We start from the raw sequence: 15,281 nt of genomic DNA, 5'->3' as shown, positions 1-15,281 counted from the left end.
CAGCAGTTGCATGCAACACCCTTTCGGCACCTGAGCCCTGCAGCCGCCCGCCCCCATCGCGGCGCGGGGCATGGCGGTCGGTCGGAGCGTTCTCGCCCGTTGTGGTCTGGCGCGTTCCTCAGAAGGTGCCGGGATAGGCACCGCCGTCGGCCAATACGTTCTGCCCCGTCATATAGCCCGCGTGCACGCTGCACAGGAAGGCACAGATTGCGCCGAACTCCTGCGGCGTACCGAAACGGCGCGCCGGGATGGCGCCTTGCTGGGCGCGGCGCACTTCATCAAGGCTCTTGCCGGTCTTGCCGGCCGCGGCCTGGAGGGTGCCCGCGAGCCGGTCGGTATCGAACTTGCCCGGCAGCAGGTTGTTGATGGTGACGCCCTGCGCGGCAATGGCGCTGCGCGCTGCGCCGGCCACAAAGCCGGTCAAGCCGCTGCGCGCGCCATTGGACAGGCCCAGGATGTCGATGGGGGCCTTCACTGCGCTGGAGGTGATGTTGACGATGCGGCCAAAGCCCCGCTGCGCCATGCCGTCCACCGTGGCGCGGATCAGTTCGATGGGCGTGAGCATGTTGGCATCCACCGCGCGCATCCAGGCATCGCGGTCCCACTCGCGGAAATCGCCGGGCGGGGGGCCGCCGGCGTTGGTGACCACGATGTCGAAGTCCCGGCCCGGCCCGCCAGCTATGGAAAAAACGGCTGCGCGCCCCTCTGAGGTGGTGATGTCGGCCGCCGCAGCCAGCACCGTGGGTTGGTTGCCATTTTGGCCTCTAACGCCCGACGCATCTGCGCCAATAGCTATCAAATCAGAAGCAGTGCGCTGCAATTCACCGGCATTGCGGGCGTTGATCACCACGTTCACGCCCTCGCGCACCAGCGCCTCGGCGCAGCCGCGGCCCAACCCCTTGCTGGCCCCGCAGACCAGCGCCCATTTACCCGCGATACCCAGATCCATACCGTACTCCATCGCCGCCGGAGGCGGTTCCTGCAAAACAATTTGAAACGATCATAGTGGACCCTGCGCACACCCGCATCAGGACCACCGCCCGCGTCGAACACCGCGCGGGGCACGAAAACCCGTCCTCCGTCCCAGGGAATGACCATCAACCGAACCGTCAGACGCGCGCGGCCATGACGGGTGTTGCATCGATCATGCCTGTGTACCACCATGCCAGGGCCCGCGTGCTGGAAGGCGATTCTCTTCGGCGCGCCTGAGCAGCGGCTGCAGCGCCGTCGGGTGCCGCCCAGGCAGCCGGCGCTGGCGCCCAGTACCTACTCCTTCTGCGTTTTCACCCGATGCGTCGCCGCACCAACCCGCCACTGTAGACGAGATACACCGCATCGCCCGCCAGGAAGACCGGCGACCGCGGCATCGCAGCGGGCGGGCACCGCGCGGCGGTTGTCGGCGCGACACGCGGCTGCGTAGCCGGCAGCTACGTTGGAGGCAGGCCGGAACGCGCCCCCCACCAAAGCATCCCTCACCCTTCCAACGCTTGTCGCCCAAGCGCCACCAGCGCCCCTTGTAGGAGCATCTGCACCACTGCCCCGTTGCCGCCACGCATAAAAAAAGCGCCCCGGAAAGGGGCGCCTTGCGAGGGGTGCCCTGGCACATGCCAGGGCGGCCATCTGCGTCAGTCCTCGACGAACGCTTCCTCGCGCTTCTTGCTCACCGCGGGCAGCAGCACGATGACCAGCAGCAGGGCCGCGGCCGCCAGCAGGCCGGCAGAGATGGGGCGCGTGACGAACACGCTCCAGTCGCCACGCGACAGCAGCAGCGCACGGCGCAGGTTTTCTTCCATCATCGGACCCAGGATGAAGCCCAGCAGCAAGGGAGCGGGTTCCACCCCCAGCTTGTAGAACAGGTAGCCGATGACACCAAATCCGCCCACCATCCACACGTCGAATGTGTTGTTGTTGGTGGAGTACACCCCCACCGCGCAGAACAGCACGATGGACGGGAACAGCCAGCGATAAGGCACGGAGAGCAGCTTGATCCACATGCCGATCAGCGGCAGGTTCAGGATCACCAGCATGGCGTTGCCGATCCACATCGAGGCGATCAGGCCCCAGAACAGCTCGGGGTTGCTGGTCATCACCTGCGGGCCGGGCTGGATATTGTGGATGGTCATGGCACCCACCATCAGCGCCATCACGGCGTTGGGCGGAATGCCCAGCGTCAGCAGCGGGATGAAGGAGGTCTGCGAACCCGCGTTGTTGGCCGACTCGGGAGCCGCCACGCCGCGGATGTTGCCCTTGCCGAACGGAACCTCACCGGGATGGAGCTTGGTCTTCTTCTCGATCGTGTAGGCCGCAAAGGCCGACAGCAGCGCGCCGCCGCCGGGCAGGATGCCCAGGGACGACCCCAGGGCCGTGCCGCGCAGCATGGCGGGGAGCATGCGCTTGAAGTCCTGTGCCGTGGGGAACAGGCCGTGCACCTTGGCGGCAAACACTTCGCGCTCGTCGTCGGGCTTGGACAGGTTGGCGATGATTTCGCCGTAGCCGAACACGCCCATGGCGATCACGGTGAAACTGATGCCGTCGGTCAGCTCGGGGATGTCGAAGCTGTAGCGGGCCACGCCAGAGTTCACGTCCGTGCCCACCAGGCCCATCAACAGGCCCAGCACGATCATGGCGACGGCCTTGAGCAGCGAGCCCGAAGCCAGCACCACGGCACCGATCAGGCCCAGCACCATCAGCGAGAAGTACTCGGCGGGGCCGAACTTGAAGGCCACTTCCGTCAGCGGGGGCGCAAAGGCCGCCAGGATCAACGTACCCACGCAGCCCGCGAAGAACGAGCCAATGCCGGCAGCCGCCAGTGCCGGGCCCGCACGGCCCGCGCGCGCCATCTGGTAGCCGTCGATCACGGTCACCACGGAGGACGACTCGCCCGGCAGGTTCACCAGGATGGCGGTGGTGGAGCCGCCGTACTGCGCGCCGTAATAGATGCCAGCGAGCATGATCAGCGCGGCCACGGGCGGCAGCGCATAGGTGGCAGGCAGCAGCATGGCGATGGTGGCCACGGGGCCCACGCCGGGCAGCACGCCGATCAGCGTGCCCAGCAGACAGCCGATGAAACAGTAGATCAGGTTCTGGAACGTAAACGCGACGCCAAAACCCATCGAGAGGTGTTCAAACAATTCCATGGTCTAGATCTCCGAATCAACCCACGATGAAGCTAGGCCAGACGGGGAACTGCAGAGCCAGCCCCCAGATGAATGCCACGTAGCTGCCCACGGCCAGAATGGTGGCCAGGATGAACACTTCCTTGAAGTGGAACTGGTTGCCCGCCAGGCTGGCCACGAAAGTCAGGCCGTAGATGGCAACGATCAGGCCCATGGCCGGCACGCCGAAGCTGGGCAGGCCCGCCAGCAGCACGCCGAACAACAGGTTGGCGGAAATGATGAAGAAGATCTGCTTCCACGCCCACTTGCCGATCTTGTCGCCGTCCACCGTCTCAACCACGGTGGCCTTGAACATGATGGCCGCGCCGATGATGCCCAGCAGAATGCCCAGCAGCAGGGGGAAGTAGCCCGGGCCCATGCGGGCGCCGGTTCCTACGCTGTAGGTGGTGGCGCCCCAGGCAAAACCACCGCCGACGACGAGGAACATGAGGCCGGAAAAGAAATCTTTCTGACTCTTGATTTTCACGAATGTCTCCCAAAAGGAACGCGACGGGCGATTGTGGAGTGTCAGGCAGCGTTTCTCGATGTGGATTCCACCTACCGGTAGATACAAGTTTTCCCTAGAGGCAACACCCCCTGGAACTGCCCTTCGGCACGGCACCGACCGCTGCGCGGCGTCGAAGGTGGCGCGAGGCCCTGGTCAGGCCGGGCCTGCGCCGCAGGAGCGCGGACATACCGCCTTCCACCGCGTTGTGAAGGATGGGCGCGCGCCTGATGCATGCGGCGAAACGGCGCATCTGCTGCGCCGCGATGGCAGAGGTGTGGGTCTACTCGAGCGGCGGGGTGGCGGCGATGACTTCCTCGAACGTGGTCACGCCTTCGGCCGCGCGCAGCGCGCCCGCCAGGCGCAGCGGGCGCATGCCGTCCTGCACGGCCTGGCGGCGCAGCGCGTCGATGGAGGGCGATTGGTTCACCTGGGTCTTGAGCGCCTCGCTCACGGTGAGCAGTTCATAAAGCCCCATGCGGCCGCGAAAGCCCGTCATGCGGCACTCCACGCACCCCACGGGCTTGTAGGCACGATAGCCCCCGTTGATCTTCCAGGGGCGGATCATGTCGGCCAGCGCCTCGGGGTCGGCTGCCTCGTCCACCTGCCGGCAGTGCCGGCACAGCGTGCGCACCAGGCGCTGCGCCAGTACCCCCAGCAGCGTGGCGTTGATGAGGTACGGCGGCACGCCCAGCTCCATGAGGCGCGTGACGGCGCTGGGCGCGTCGTTGGTGTGCAGGGTGGAGAACACCAGGTGACCCGTGAGCGCGGCCTGCACGGCCATGTCGGCCGTGGCCAGGTCACGGATCTCGCCCACCATGATCACGTCCGGGTCCTGGCGCATGAGGGCACGCAGCCCTTCGGCGAAGGTGAAGTCCAGCTGCGGCTGCACCTGCGTCTGGTTGAAGCTGGGCTCGATCATCTCGATCGGGTCCTCCACCGTGCTCACGTTCACCTCCTCGGTGGCCACGCGCTTCAAGGTGGAGTACAGCGTGGTGGTCTTGCCCGAGCCCGTGGGTCCGGTCACCAGGATGATGCCGTGCGGGCGCTTAACGAGTTGCTCCCAGCGCTGCGCATCGTGCGCGGTGAAACCCAGCGCGTCCAGGTCCTTCACGGCGTTGTCGGGGTCGAAGATGCGCATCACCATCTTCTCGCCGAAAGCGGTGGGCAGCGTGGACAGGCGCATTTCCACCTCGTCGCCACGCGGGTTGCGCGTCTTGATGCGGCCGTCCTGCGGGCGGCGCTTTTCCACCACGTCCATGCGGCCCAGCAGCTTCACGCGCGCCACCATGGCATTGAGCACGCCCATGGGCATCTGGTAGACGGCATGCAGCACGCCGTCGATGCGAAAGCGGATCACGCCCTGCTCGCGGCGCGGCTCCAGGTGGATGTCGCTCGCGCGCTGGTCGAAGGCGTACTGCCACAGCCAGTCCACCACGCGCACCACCCCCTGGTCGTTGGCGTCCAGCTGCTTGTTGGTCTTGCCCAGCTCCACGAGCTGCTCGAAGCTGCTGCCCGCGGCGCCGCCGCCGGCCTTCTGCGCCTCGCGCACCGACTTGGCCAGCGCGTAGAACTCCGCCGTGTAGCGCGTGATGTGCTGGGGGTTGGCCAGCACGCGCCGCACCGTGCGCCGGGACTGGCGCTCCACCTCGGCCACCCAGTCATGCAGGAAGGGCTCGGCCGTGGCCACCACCACCTCCTTGGAGGTCACCTGCACCGGCAGCACCTTGTGGCGCTCGGCGTAGCTCGCGCTCATGGCGTCGGCCACACGGCCCACGTCCACCTTCAGCGGGTCGATGCGCAGAAACGCCAGGCCGCAGCGCTGGGCCACGTATTCGGTGAGGATGTCCACGTCCAGCGGCTTGCCGTCGCTGGCGCGCAGCATGGCCACGTTGCCCAGCCGCACCAGCGGGTGCTGGCTGCTTTCGGCCTGCGAGCAGCGTGCGATGGTGCGCTGCGCCTGCTCGGCGGTGATCACGCCATCGGCACGCAGCCAATCGACGATGAGCCGCCACTGCAACGGGCCGGTGGGCCCGCCGGCGGCCGTGGGGGGGGATGCGGGCAATGCTTCGGCAGTCATGGTGCGAGTGGCGGCAGAGGTCAGGCGACCGGTTTGAATACGCGCAGCCACTTGGTGGCCGGCAGGTCCCAGCGGGCCTGCACGCTTTCGGCGCGGGCCAGCAGCTCGGCACGTTTAGGCCGCGTGGGCGTGCGCTGGGCCAGCACCACGGTATTGCCCTCGCGCGTGGGCTTGAAGGCCCAGAGCGCGTCGGCGCCAAAGGCCTCGGCGAGCTTGTCCAGGCTGCGCTCGTAGCTGGAGGCGCGGCCGAACAGGTTCACCGTGAGGCAGCCGTCCAGCGTCAGCAGCGCACGGCAGTCGGCATAGAACTCCGCGCTGTCCAGCACCGGCGCAGCGGCCTCATGGTCGTACAGGTCCACCGCCAGCGCGTCCACCGTGCCGTGCCATTCGGGCTTCTTGATTTCCTGGGCCGCGTCGGCCAGCACCACACGCTGCATGGGGCCGTCGGGCGGCAGCTTGAACCAGGCGCGGCAGACGGCCTCCACGCGCGGGTTCAGCTCGACCACGGTGCAGCACATGCGCAGCTTCTTGCGGCAGAACTTGGTGATGGCGCCGGCCCCCAGGCCCAGTTGCATCGCGTGGCGCTTGGCCACGCTGGCGGGCTCCACGAACAGCAGCCAGGCCATCATGCGTTGCACGTATTCCAGTTCGATCTCGAACGGCTGCGCGATGCGCATGGAGCCCTGGATCCACGGCGTGCCCAGGTGCAGATGGCGTACTTCGCCATCATCGGAGACGCTCACCTCGGGCAGTTCGGTGGCGGCGGTTTTCTTGCGGGTCAAATCGTTATACCAATCCAAAAGTCGCCAGGGCCTCGCCCCAGGCGTGCAGTTTTTTCTCGAAGCTCCACGACGCGTTGGCCGGGCTGGTGGACGGCAGGCGCAGCGATGGCATCGGCGCATCTGCCTTCAGCCCCAGGCTGGCGCGCACGGCCTTGGCGTGGCGGAAGCTTTCCCCGCCATTGTGGGCGATGGCGGCCAGCCCCGGCGCGCGGGCATGCAGGCCGGCGAAGTCGTTGACCTGCGCGTTGCGGATGCTGGTATCCAGGCTGCCCTCGCGCTCGCAGGCGGCATACACGTCCCACAGGCCCAAGCCGCGGGCTAGCAGCCAGTCGCAGCGCGCGGCGTACTGGTCGCGGCCCGGCAGCGGATGCTGCGGCCACAGCGCCGCCAGGATGCGCCAGAACTGGTTCTGCGGATGGCCGTAATACTGCTGCGCGGCGAGCGATGCCACACCGGGGAAGCTGCCCAGCACCAGCACCCGCGTGCCGGAGCCCACCACGGGCGGCAGGCCGACCAGACGACCGGCGGACAGCACTACCGTTTTTTTCTGCGCAGCCACCGGCCCTCCATTACTATTGTTTGTATAGCTGCTTGCGCTTGCTGCATAAGCCTTGAAGCCCGAAAGTAATCAAACCTGTGCCAACAGTTCAGCCAGCCGTGGCAACGCTGCGCAAGCGTTGGCGCGCGTGGCATGGGCCAGTTCTGTGCTGGAGATGCCGCGCAGCTGCGCCACCACCGCACCGATGCGCGGTAACTGTGCAGGCGTGTTGCGTGCGGGCGGGCGGCCAGCGGCGCGCTCGGCCGCGGTCACGTAGAGCCAGTGCGGCGGAATGTCGGGCGCATCGGTCTCCACCACCAGCGCGTCGAGCGGCAGTTCGGTGGCCAGGCGGCGCAACTGCAGCGCACGGTCGAAGGTGACCGCGCCGCCAAAGCCCAGCTTGAAGCCCAGATCGATGAAGGCCTGCGCCTGCTGCAGGCTGCCGTTGAAGGCATGGGCGATGCCGCCGCGCACCGGCAGCTCGCGCAGCGCCTTGAGCAACTGGTCCGCCGAGCGGCGCACATGCAGGATCACGGGCAGGTCGAACCGGCGCGCCAACTGCAGCTGCGCCCGGTAGAAGTGCTGCTGGCGTCCCCTGTCCAGATGGGGCACGAAGAGGTCTAACCCGATTTCGCCAACGGCCACCAGGCGCGGGTCGTCCTGGTACTGCTCCAGCGCGCGCGCCAGGGCGGGCAGGTCTTCGTCGCCTGCGACGGGAGTGAACAGGGGATGGATGCCCAGCGCATAGCTGTCGCCGTGGCGGTGCGCCAGGTCCCGCACGGCCTGCAGATTGGCGAGTTCCACCGCGGGCAGCACGCAGTGGGCCACGCCGGCCTGCGCGGCGCGTGCACGCTCGGCATCTGCGAGCGCTGCGCCGCCGTGATCTGCAAATTCATCCAGGTGGCAATGGGTGTCGATCCAGACGTCCATGCGCCGGATCATGCCACCGCACGCCCCCAGCGCCGGTCCGCAGTGTCTCAGTGCGTTTCAGCGCCAATGCCCTGCGGATCGGTCGGCGACGCATCGGTGACGCCGGAACTGCTGTGCCCCATCAGCCCTTCTTGCTCAGCGGGCAGGTGTTCATGCCCAGCAGCGAGTACGCAGGGCAGGTGCCCGCCAGGCCGGTCAGCAGTGGCACCACGCCCAGCCAGCCCCACCAGCCCACGGTGCCCGTGGCCGCCAGGCCGATGAGCACCAGACCCACCGCGATGCGCAGCCCGCGGTCCCAACCCCCAACGTTGTGTTTCATGACACTTCTCCTAGTTGACGAAAAAACGGTACCTCTGCGCAGCGACGCGGCCGCTCAGGGGCAGAAGATGTCCTTGAGCGCAGCCACGAGCTTTTCCGCCGCCGGGTCGGCAATGCGGTAGTACAGAGTCTGCGCGTCCCGGCGGAAGGTCACCAGCCCCTCGTCGCGCATGCGCGCCAGGTGCTGCGACAGCGCGGACTGGCTCAGGCGCACTTGCTCCAGCAGCGTGCCCACGGAGGCCTCGCCCTGCTCGATCAGCAGGCACAGCACGAGCAACCGGTGCTCGTTGCCCACCGCGCGCAGCAGCGCGGCCGCGCGCGCGGCGCCCTGCTGCATGAATTCCAGGTCGGCGGTAGTGGCCACCTGCGCTCCTTGTTGATAAATATCTAAATTAACGTATGCTAATTTAGTAGATACTAATAAGCGTGTCAACAGCGCCGAGCTGGCGCATTCCTTTCACCACCAGGAGTTCCACCATGACCTCGTCCACCGACTACAAGGCCCTCACGCGCGAAATCTCTAGCAACGTCAGCGAGCTGCGCAACAGCGTTCCGCAGGTGATGCAAGGTTTCAACGCGCTGGGCAAGGCGGCTCTCGCGGGCGGCGCCATCGACGCCAAGACCAAGGAGCTGATCGCGCTGGGCATTGGCGTGGCCGCGCGCTGCGATGGCTGCATCGGCTTTCACACCCAGGCCCTGGCACGCCTGGGCGCCACGCGCGCCGAGGTGCACGAGGTGCTGGGCATTGCGGTGTACATGGGCGGCGGCCCCGCCCTGATGTACGCAGCCAATGCCGTGGCCGCGTTCGACGAGTGCGCCCCCGCGCAAGCGCCCGCCGCGACGGCCTGATTTACTATTGAAAATATAGCTGCCAGCGCTTGTCCAGCAAGCGCTGGAGGCCGTTTTAGCTCAAAGCACCGGAGGCCAAGCGCACGACGCGGTCGCACCGCGCGGCCAGCGATTCATCGTGCGTGACCATCACGAAGGCGGTGCCCTGCTCGCGCGCTAGCTGCAGCATGAGGGCGAACACGGCATCGGCGGTCGCACGGTCCAGGTTGCCGGTGGGCTCGTCGGCCAACACGCAGGCCGGCTGCGTGACCAGCGCCCGCGCGATGGCCACGCGCTGGCGCTCGCCACCCGACAACTCCGCCGGGCGATGGTGCACACGCTCGCCCAGGCCCACGGCCTGGAGCATGCGCACCGCCCGCTCGATGCACTGCGCGTAGGGCTCGCGGCGGATGCGCAGCGGCATGGCCACGTTGTCCTGGGCGCTGAACTCGGGCAACAGGTGGTGGAACTGGTAGATGAAGCCCAGGTGCGCATTGCGCAGGCGCCCCTGTTGCGCGGGCGATAGCGCCTGCAGCGCCTGCCCCTGGAGCGTGACGGTGCCAGCGCTGGGCGCGTCCAGCCCCCCCAGCAGATGCAGCAGCGTGCTCTTGCCCGAGCCCGACGCCCCCACGATGGCCAGCGTCTCGCCGGCGTGCACTGCCAGATCCACGCCCTTGAGCACGGTGACGTCCAGCCGGCCCTCGGTAAAGCGTTTGGTCAGGCCTTGCGCCTGCAGCACCACTTGCCCATTACTCATAGCGCAGCGCCTCCGCGGGGTTCACGCGGCTGGCGCGCCAGCTCGGGTACAGGGTGGCCACGAAGGCCAGGATCAGGGAAATGACGGCAATGGGCACGATGTCGCTGCTTTGCGGGTCGCTGGGCATCTTGCTGATGAGGTAGATGTCCTTGGGCAGGAAGCTGGCGTTCAGCGCCCGCTCGATGGCGGGCACGATCACGTCGATGTTGAAGGCCACGCCCAGGCCCAGCAGCAGGCCGGCCAGCGTGCCGATCACGCCCACCATGGCGCCCTGCACCATGAACACGCCCATGATGCTGGCGGGGCTGGCGCCCAGCGTGCGCAGGATGGCGATGTCCGCGCGCTTGTCGGTCACGGTCATCACCAGCGTGGACACCAGGTTGAATGCCGCCACCGCGACGATCAGCGTGAGGATGATGAACATCATGCGCTTTTCCAGCTGCACGGCCGCGAACCAGGTGCGGTTCTGCTGCGTCCAGTCGCGGATCAACAGGTTGCCCGAGAGGCTGTGCGCCAGTTGCTGCGTGACTTCGGGTGCGTCATGCAGGTTCTTGAGCTTCAGGCGCACGCCGGTCGGCCCTTCCAGGCGGAAGATGCGCTCGGCATCCTCGTGGTGCAGCATCACCAGCGCAGAGTCGTATTCATAGTGGCCCGAATTGAAGGTGCCCGCCACCGTCATCTGCTTGAGGCGCGGCACCACGCCCGCAGGCGTGACCTGGCCGGCCGGGGCAATCAGCGTGACCGCATCACCCGCGCGCACGCCCAGCTGGCGCGCCAGCTCACTGCCCAGGATCACGCGGAACTCGCCCGGCACCAGGGCCTTCAGGCCCTCCAGATTCTCGGCGGCCAGGTCGGTCACCTCGGCCTCGTGCGCGGGGTCGATGCCGCGCACCAGCGCGCCCTTCATGTCCTCGCCACGCGCCAGCAGCGCCTGGGCGGCGACGAAGGGCGCGGCGCCCACCACGTTCGGATTGGCCCGCGCCTCGGCCAACGTGCGCGGCATGTCGGGCAGCGCTGCTCCGCCCGGCGCGAAGATCTCGATGTGCGAGACCACGCTGAGCATGCGGTCGCGCACCTCTTTCTGAAAGCCGTTCATCACGGACAGAACGATGATGAGTGCCGCCACCCCCAGCGATATGCCCAGCATGGACACGCCCGAGATGAAGGAGATGAAGCCGTTGCGCCGCGTGGCCCGGCCTGCCCGGGTGTAGCGCCAGCCCAGGGCCAGTTCGTAGGGAATTTGCATGGAAGCGCGATTGTGTCATCGACCCGGGCCCGCGGCGCGGGCTCAGGGCAGCAACGCGCGGCGGCCTCAGCGCAAGCCGGGTGCCGCAGGGGCTGACGCGCCAAGGCCGCCTGCCCTGCGCGGCGCCAGCCCGCGGCTCAGCGGCCCGTTTCCGTCAGATAGGCCTTGCGCGCAGCCACCGCGGTGTCTGCGAAGTCGGAGAACACGCCATCCACGCCCAGGCGGTAGAACTGCAGGTACTCGGCCTGGGGGTCGCCCTTGTAGTCGAAGGCCAGGCGGCGGTTTTCGTTGCGCATGGTCCAGGTGTGGACCATCAGGCCCAGCTTGTGTGCGTCGGCCACCAGGCGGGTGGGGGTGCTGCTGGAAGCGTCGGCGTAGTTGACCACGCCATCCTTGTTCACGTCGACCATCTTGCCGTCGGCGCCAAAGGTGCCCTTGACCGGCACGATGTAGGGCTTCCAGGGGCCCACGCCGTCGGCGTACTTGGCGATCTCGGCCAGGCCCGCCGGCGTGACCATGGAAGCGAACAGGTCCTTGCGGCCCGCGCGTGTCCAGTCGTAGGGGCGGTCGTATGGCGCCTCGAAGGTGACCGCGCCGGTCTTGAAGTCGTAGTCGTTGCCATCCACCAGCTGGATGAGGCGCACCTGGGTCTTGGTGCGCAGGTACTTGAGGTTGGCCGTCTCGAACGACTGCAGGATGACCGGCGAATCCTTCTTGGTGTAGCCGTACTCGGCCAGGATGGCCAGCAGGCGGTCTTCGAGCTTGAGGCCCGCATCTTCATGGTAGGTGGGGTGCTTGGTCTCGGGATAGACGCCGATCACGCGGCCCACCTTGCCGCCCTCGGTCTTGGCCAGGTCCAGCACCTCGCGCAGCGTGGGGATCTGGAACTTGCCGTTATAGGACTGGTCTCGCTCGGCCAGCGGCTGGATGGCGCGCAGGGTCTTCAGTTCCGCCAGCGTGAAGTCGGTGGCGAACCAGCCTTCTTCTTCCACGCCGTCGACCATGCGCTTGGTCTTGCGGCTGGCGAACTCGGGACGGCTGGCCACATCGGTGGTGCTGGTGATGTTGGGTTCGTGGCGTGCCACCAGGTGGCCGTCCTTGGTGGCCACCAGATCGGGCTCGATGAAATCCGCCCCCATCTGGATGGCCAGCGCATAGCTCTCCAGCGTGTGGTCCGGGCGGTAGCCCGAGGCGCCGCGGTGCCCCACCACCAGCGGAGCCTGGCCGCTCAGCGTCGGCAGCGGTGCGGGGTCGTCGCCGCCGCCACAGGCGGTCGCCAGCAGGGAGGCACTCATCGCAATGATCAGGGGAAGACGGTGAGAAGACATGGGCATCCTTGGCCGTAAAAGTGAGCGATCCAGTCTCTGTTGCACTTGTGACGCTTGCATGACGCTGTGGGTTTTGCGCCCACCGTCATCGGGTGCATCCGGGACAATACACCCCTATGTCGGACATGCCCCATTTACTCATCCCGCTGGCCGCCAGCCCGGCCCAGGGATGCCAGCAGGCGCTTGAAGGCCTGGAACTGCCCCAGTTGGACCGGCTGTTGGCCCGCCTGTCCAGCACCGGCCTGGACGCTGGCGCCGAGACGGACTTCGCCCCGCCCCACGAACGCGCCCTGGCCCGCCACCACGGCCTGCCCGCCACCAGCGAGGGCACCACGCCCTGGGCCGCGTGGCACCAGCACCAGCAGGTCAGCGCTCCCCATGCGGCCACCAGCGCCTGGGCCTTCATCACCCCTTGCCACTGGCAGGTCGGTGCCGACCATGTCACGCTGGGCGACCCGGCGCGGCTGCAGCTGGACGAGGCCGCTTCGCGTGCGCTGCTCGCCATCGTGGCGCCCTGGTTTGCCGAGGACGGCATCACGCTCGCCTACGACCAGCCGACGCGCTGGATCGCGCAAGGTGCAGTGTTCGACAACCTGCCCACCGCGTCGCTGGACCGCGTGATACAGCGCGACGTGCGCGCCTGGATGCCCGACCCCGCTCGCGCGCGCCTGCTGCACCGCCTGCACAGCGAGATGCAGATGCTGCTGTACACCCACCCCTTCAACGACGCACGCGCGGCCCAGGGCCTGCCGCCGGTCAATGCCTTCTGGGTGCACGGCGCAGGCGCCCTGCCCCAGCCACCCGCCCCCGTGCCGGCGCCCGAGATGCCCACCACCCTGCTGGACGCTGCGCTGCGCGAGGACTGGCACGCCTGGCGCCAGGCCTGGGCCGCGCTGGACGCCGGCCCCGTGGCGCGCCTGGCCGCGCATGTGGCGGGCGGCGGCGCGGCGCGCCTCACGCTGTGCGGCGAACGCGGCGCACAGTCCTGGCATACGGCGCCGCGCAGCCTGGGCCAGCGCATTCAGAGTCTTTTCAAGCCCCAGCGCTTTTCCAGCGTGCGCGAGCAGCTATGAAAATAGTAGCTAGAGACATCCCACCGCGCGTGGTCTGGGCACTGGAGCAGGCCGGCGTGCACCCGCTGCTGGCACGCCTGTACGCGGCGCGCGGCATCCGCGCCAAGGAGGAGCTGGACGACGCCCTCGCCCGCCTGCTGCCGCCCGACACCCTCAAGGGCGCGCACGAAGCCGCTGCCCTGCTGGCCGACGCCATCACCCAGGACAAGCGCCTGCTCATCGTGGCCGACTACGACTGCGACGGCGCCACTGCGTGCGCAGTGGGGGTGCGCGGCCTGCGCCTGCTGGGCGCACGCCATGTTCAGTATTTGGTGCCCGATCGCGTGGTGGACGGCTACGGCCTCACCGCCCCCATCGCGCAGCGCGTGCACGAGCGCGGCGCCGACGTGCTCATCACCGTGGACAACGGCATCGCCAGCATTGAGGGCGTGGCGCGCGCCAAGGCGCTGGGGCTGACGGTGCTCATCACCGACCACCACCTGCCCGGCCCCGAACTGCCCGCGGCCGACGCCATCGTCAACCCCAACCAGCCGGGCTGCGGCTTCGAGAGCAAATCCATCGCCGGCGTGGGCGTGATGTTCTACGTGCTCATGGCGCTGCGCGCCGAGCTGCGCGCGCGCGGCGTGTTCGACAAGGCCACGCAACCCAAGCTGGAACCGCTGCTGCCGCTGGTGGCTCTGGGCACCGTGGCCGATGTGGTGCGCCTGGACAACAACAACCGCCGCCTGGTCGCGCAGGGCTTGAAGCGCATCCGCGCCGGCCAGATGCAGGCCGGCATCCAGGCCCTGTTCGACGCCGCCGGGCGCAAGGCCCCCGTCGCCACCACCTTCGACTTCGGCTTTGCCCTTGGGCCCCGCATCAACGCCGCGGGGCGCCTGGCCGACATGACGCTGGGCATCGAATGCCTGCTGACCGAGGACCCGGCGCGCGCAGCCGACCTGGCCCGGCAACTGGATGCCATCAACCGCGAGCGGCGCGAGCTGGAAGGGGGCATGCGCGAGCAGGCCCTGCTGCTGGCCGAGAGCCTGTTCGACGAAGGCCAGGAGCCGCCGCCCGCCATCAGCGTGTTCGACCCGGACTTTCACGAGGGCGTGGTGGGCATCGTGGCCTCGCGGCTCAAGGACAAGCTGCACCGCCCCACCTTCGTGTTCGCTGCCAGCAGCGCGCCGGGCAAGGAGCATGAGCTGAAGGGTTCGGGGCGCTCCATCCCCGGTTTTCACCTGCGCGACGCGCTGGACCTGGTGGCCAAGCGCCACCCCGGCGTGATCCTGAAGTTCGGCGGCCACGCCATGGCGGCCGGCTGCACCGTGGCCGAGGAGCATTTCGACCTCTTCGAGCAGGCCTTCGCCCAGGTCGCACAGGAATGGCTGGATGCCGCGACGCTCACGCGCCGGTTGGAGACCGACGGCCCGCTGGCCCCGGAGTACTGCCGCGCCGAGCTGGTGGACACCCTGCACCGCGAGGTCTGGGGCCAGGGCTTTGCGCCGCCCACCTTCAGCGAGGAAGTGCAGGTGCTGAGCCAGCGCCTGGTGGGCGAGGCGCGCAACCACCTGTCCATCAAGCTGCTGCACCAGGGCCAGCAGGTGGACGCCATCTGGTTCGGCCACACCGACCCGCTGCCCGAACGCGCGTTGCTGGCCTTCCGGCTGGACGTGAACGAGTGGCGGGGCGAGCGGCGGGTGCAGTTTCTGGTGGAGGGACTGGAGTCGCCTGCAATGTGACGCTCGGAGCAGCCTAAACG

15 protein-coding genes are annotated in these 15,281 nt (G+C 68.1%); 3 read left to right on the top strand and 12 right to left on the bottom strand.

Annotated features, from left to right (window positions below):
• Window positions 1–118 precede the first annotated feature (118 nt).
• From AC1PPL_RS03565 to AC1PPL_RS03525, 9 genes are all read right to left on the bottom strand, one after another.
• The gene (locus AC1PPL_RS03565) at window positions 119–949 is read right to left on the bottom strand and encodes an SDR family oxidoreductase (RefSeq protein ID WP_479972663.1); all 831 of its coding nucleotides are present in this window, start codon (window positions 947–949) and stop codon (window positions 119–121) included.
• A gap of 676 nt (window positions 950–1,625) precedes the next feature.
• Window positions 1,626–3,137 (bottom strand): tripartite tricarboxylate transporter permease, encoded by a 1,512-nt coding sequence (locus tag AC1PPL_RS03560; RefSeq protein WP_252102122.1) that lies wholly within the window; start codon window positions 3,135–3,137, stop codon window positions 1,626–1,628.
• A 16-nt stretch (window positions 3,138–3,153) separates the two neighbouring features.
• Window positions 3,154–3,642 (bottom strand): tripartite tricarboxylate transporter TctB family protein, encoded by a 489-nt coding sequence (locus AC1PPL_RS03555; protein WP_088888468.1) that lies wholly within the window; start codon window positions 3,640–3,642, stop codon window positions 3,154–3,156.
• A gap of 301 nt (window positions 3,643–3,943) precedes the next feature.
• Window positions 3,944–5,740 (bottom strand): type IV pilus assembly ATPase TfpB, encoded by a 1,797-nt coding sequence (gene tfpB / locus AC1PPL_RS03550; protein WP_011806518.1) that lies wholly within the window; start codon window positions 5,738–5,740, stop codon window positions 3,944–3,946.
• 20 nt (window positions 5,741–5,760) lie between these two features.
• Window positions 5,761–6,522, bottom strand: coding sequence for a class I SAM-dependent methyltransferase (locus AC1PPL_RS03545; protein ID WP_011806519.1), 762 nt, complete (start codon window positions 6,520–6,522; stop codon window positions 5,761–5,763).
• A 4-nt stretch (window positions 6,523–6,526) separates the two neighbouring features.
• A complete protein-coding gene (locus AC1PPL_RS03540) occupies window positions 6,527–7,057 on the bottom strand; it encodes a DNA-deoxyinosine glycosylase (protein WP_479972662.1) in 531 nt (176 codons plus the stop codon).
• 93 nt (window positions 7,058–7,150) lie between these two features.
• Window positions 7,151–7,990: a TatD family hydrolase gene (locus tag AC1PPL_RS03535; RefSeq protein WP_172208160.1), complete on the bottom strand. Its 840-nt coding sequence runs from the start codon at window positions 7,988–7,990 to the stop codon at window positions 7,151–7,153.
• Window positions 7,991–8,111: 121 nt separating this feature from the next.
• Complete coding sequence (locus AC1PPL_RS03530) at window positions 8,112–8,309, bottom strand: YgaP family membrane protein (protein ID WP_011806522.1); 198 nt, start codon at window positions 8,307–8,309, stop codon at window positions 8,112–8,114.
• Between the two features lie 54 nt (window positions 8,310–8,363).
• On the bottom strand, window positions 8,364–8,645 hold the full coding sequence (locus AC1PPL_RS03525) for an ArsR/SmtB family transcription factor (RefSeq protein WP_172209352.1): 282 nt from the start codon (window positions 8,643–8,645) through the stop codon (window positions 8,364–8,366).
• A gap of 140 nt (window positions 8,646–8,785) precedes the next feature.
• On the opposite strand from AC1PPL_RS03525, the gene AC1PPL_RS03520 reads away from it, so the two are divergent.
• Window positions 8,786–9,157 carry a carboxymuconolactone decarboxylase family protein gene (locus AC1PPL_RS03520; RefSeq protein WP_011806524.1) on the top strand — a complete coding sequence of 124 codons (372 nt, stop codon included), beginning with the start codon at window positions 8,786–8,788 and terminating at the stop codon, window positions 9,155–9,157.
• Between the two features lie 55 nt (window positions 9,158–9,212).
• Here AC1PPL_RS03520 and lolD read toward each other — a convergent pair whose 3' ends face one another.
• The 3 genes from lolD to AC1PPL_RS03505 all read right to left on the bottom strand — a co-directional run bounded on the left by lolD (window position 9,213) and on the right by AC1PPL_RS03505 (window position 12,467).
• Window positions 9,213–9,893, bottom strand: coding sequence for a lipoprotein-releasing ABC transporter ATP-binding protein LolD (lolD, locus tag AC1PPL_RS03515; RefSeq protein ID WP_479972661.1), 681 nt, complete (start codon window positions 9,891–9,893; stop codon window positions 9,213–9,215).
• The gene (locus AC1PPL_RS03510) at window positions 9,886–11,139 is read right to left on the bottom strand and encodes a lipoprotein-releasing ABC transporter permease subunit (RefSeq protein WP_015914075.1); all 1,254 of its coding nucleotides are present in this window, start codon (window positions 11,137–11,139) and stop codon (window positions 9,886–9,888) included. The genes lolD and AC1PPL_RS03510 overlap by 8 nt, the downstream gene beginning before the upstream one ends.
• Window positions 11,140–11,276: 137 nt before the next feature.
• Window positions 11,277–12,467, bottom strand: coding sequence for a glycerophosphodiester phosphodiesterase (locus AC1PPL_RS03505; RefSeq protein WP_287744979.1), 1,191 nt, complete (start codon window positions 12,465–12,467; stop codon window positions 11,277–11,279).
• 116 nt (window positions 12,468–12,583) lie between these two features.
• Here AC1PPL_RS03505 and AC1PPL_RS03500 point away from each other — a divergent pair, with 116 nt between their 5' ends.
• Together AC1PPL_RS03500 and recJ are read left to right on the top strand one after the other, a co-directional pair.
• Window positions 12,584–13,540 carry a phosphoglycerate mutase gene (locus tag AC1PPL_RS03500; RefSeq protein ID WP_479972660.1) on the top strand — a complete coding sequence of 319 codons (957 nt, stop codon included), beginning with the start codon at window positions 12,584–12,586 and terminating at the stop codon, window positions 13,538–13,540.
• Complete coding sequence (gene recJ, locus AC1PPL_RS03495) at window positions 13,537–15,261, top strand: single-stranded-DNA-specific exonuclease RecJ (protein WP_479972659.1); 1,725 nt, start codon at window positions 13,537–13,539, stop codon at window positions 15,259–15,261. The genes AC1PPL_RS03500 and recJ overlap by 4 nt, the downstream gene beginning before the upstream one ends.
• Window positions 15,262–15,281: the final 20 nt, after the last annotated feature.

The sequence above is a fragment of the Diaphorobacter sp. B2A2W2 genome, assembly GCF_056730635.1.
The sequence above is the reverse complement of the archived record's forward strand: the minus strand, read 5'-3'. Positions and strand labels throughout refer to the sequence as shown.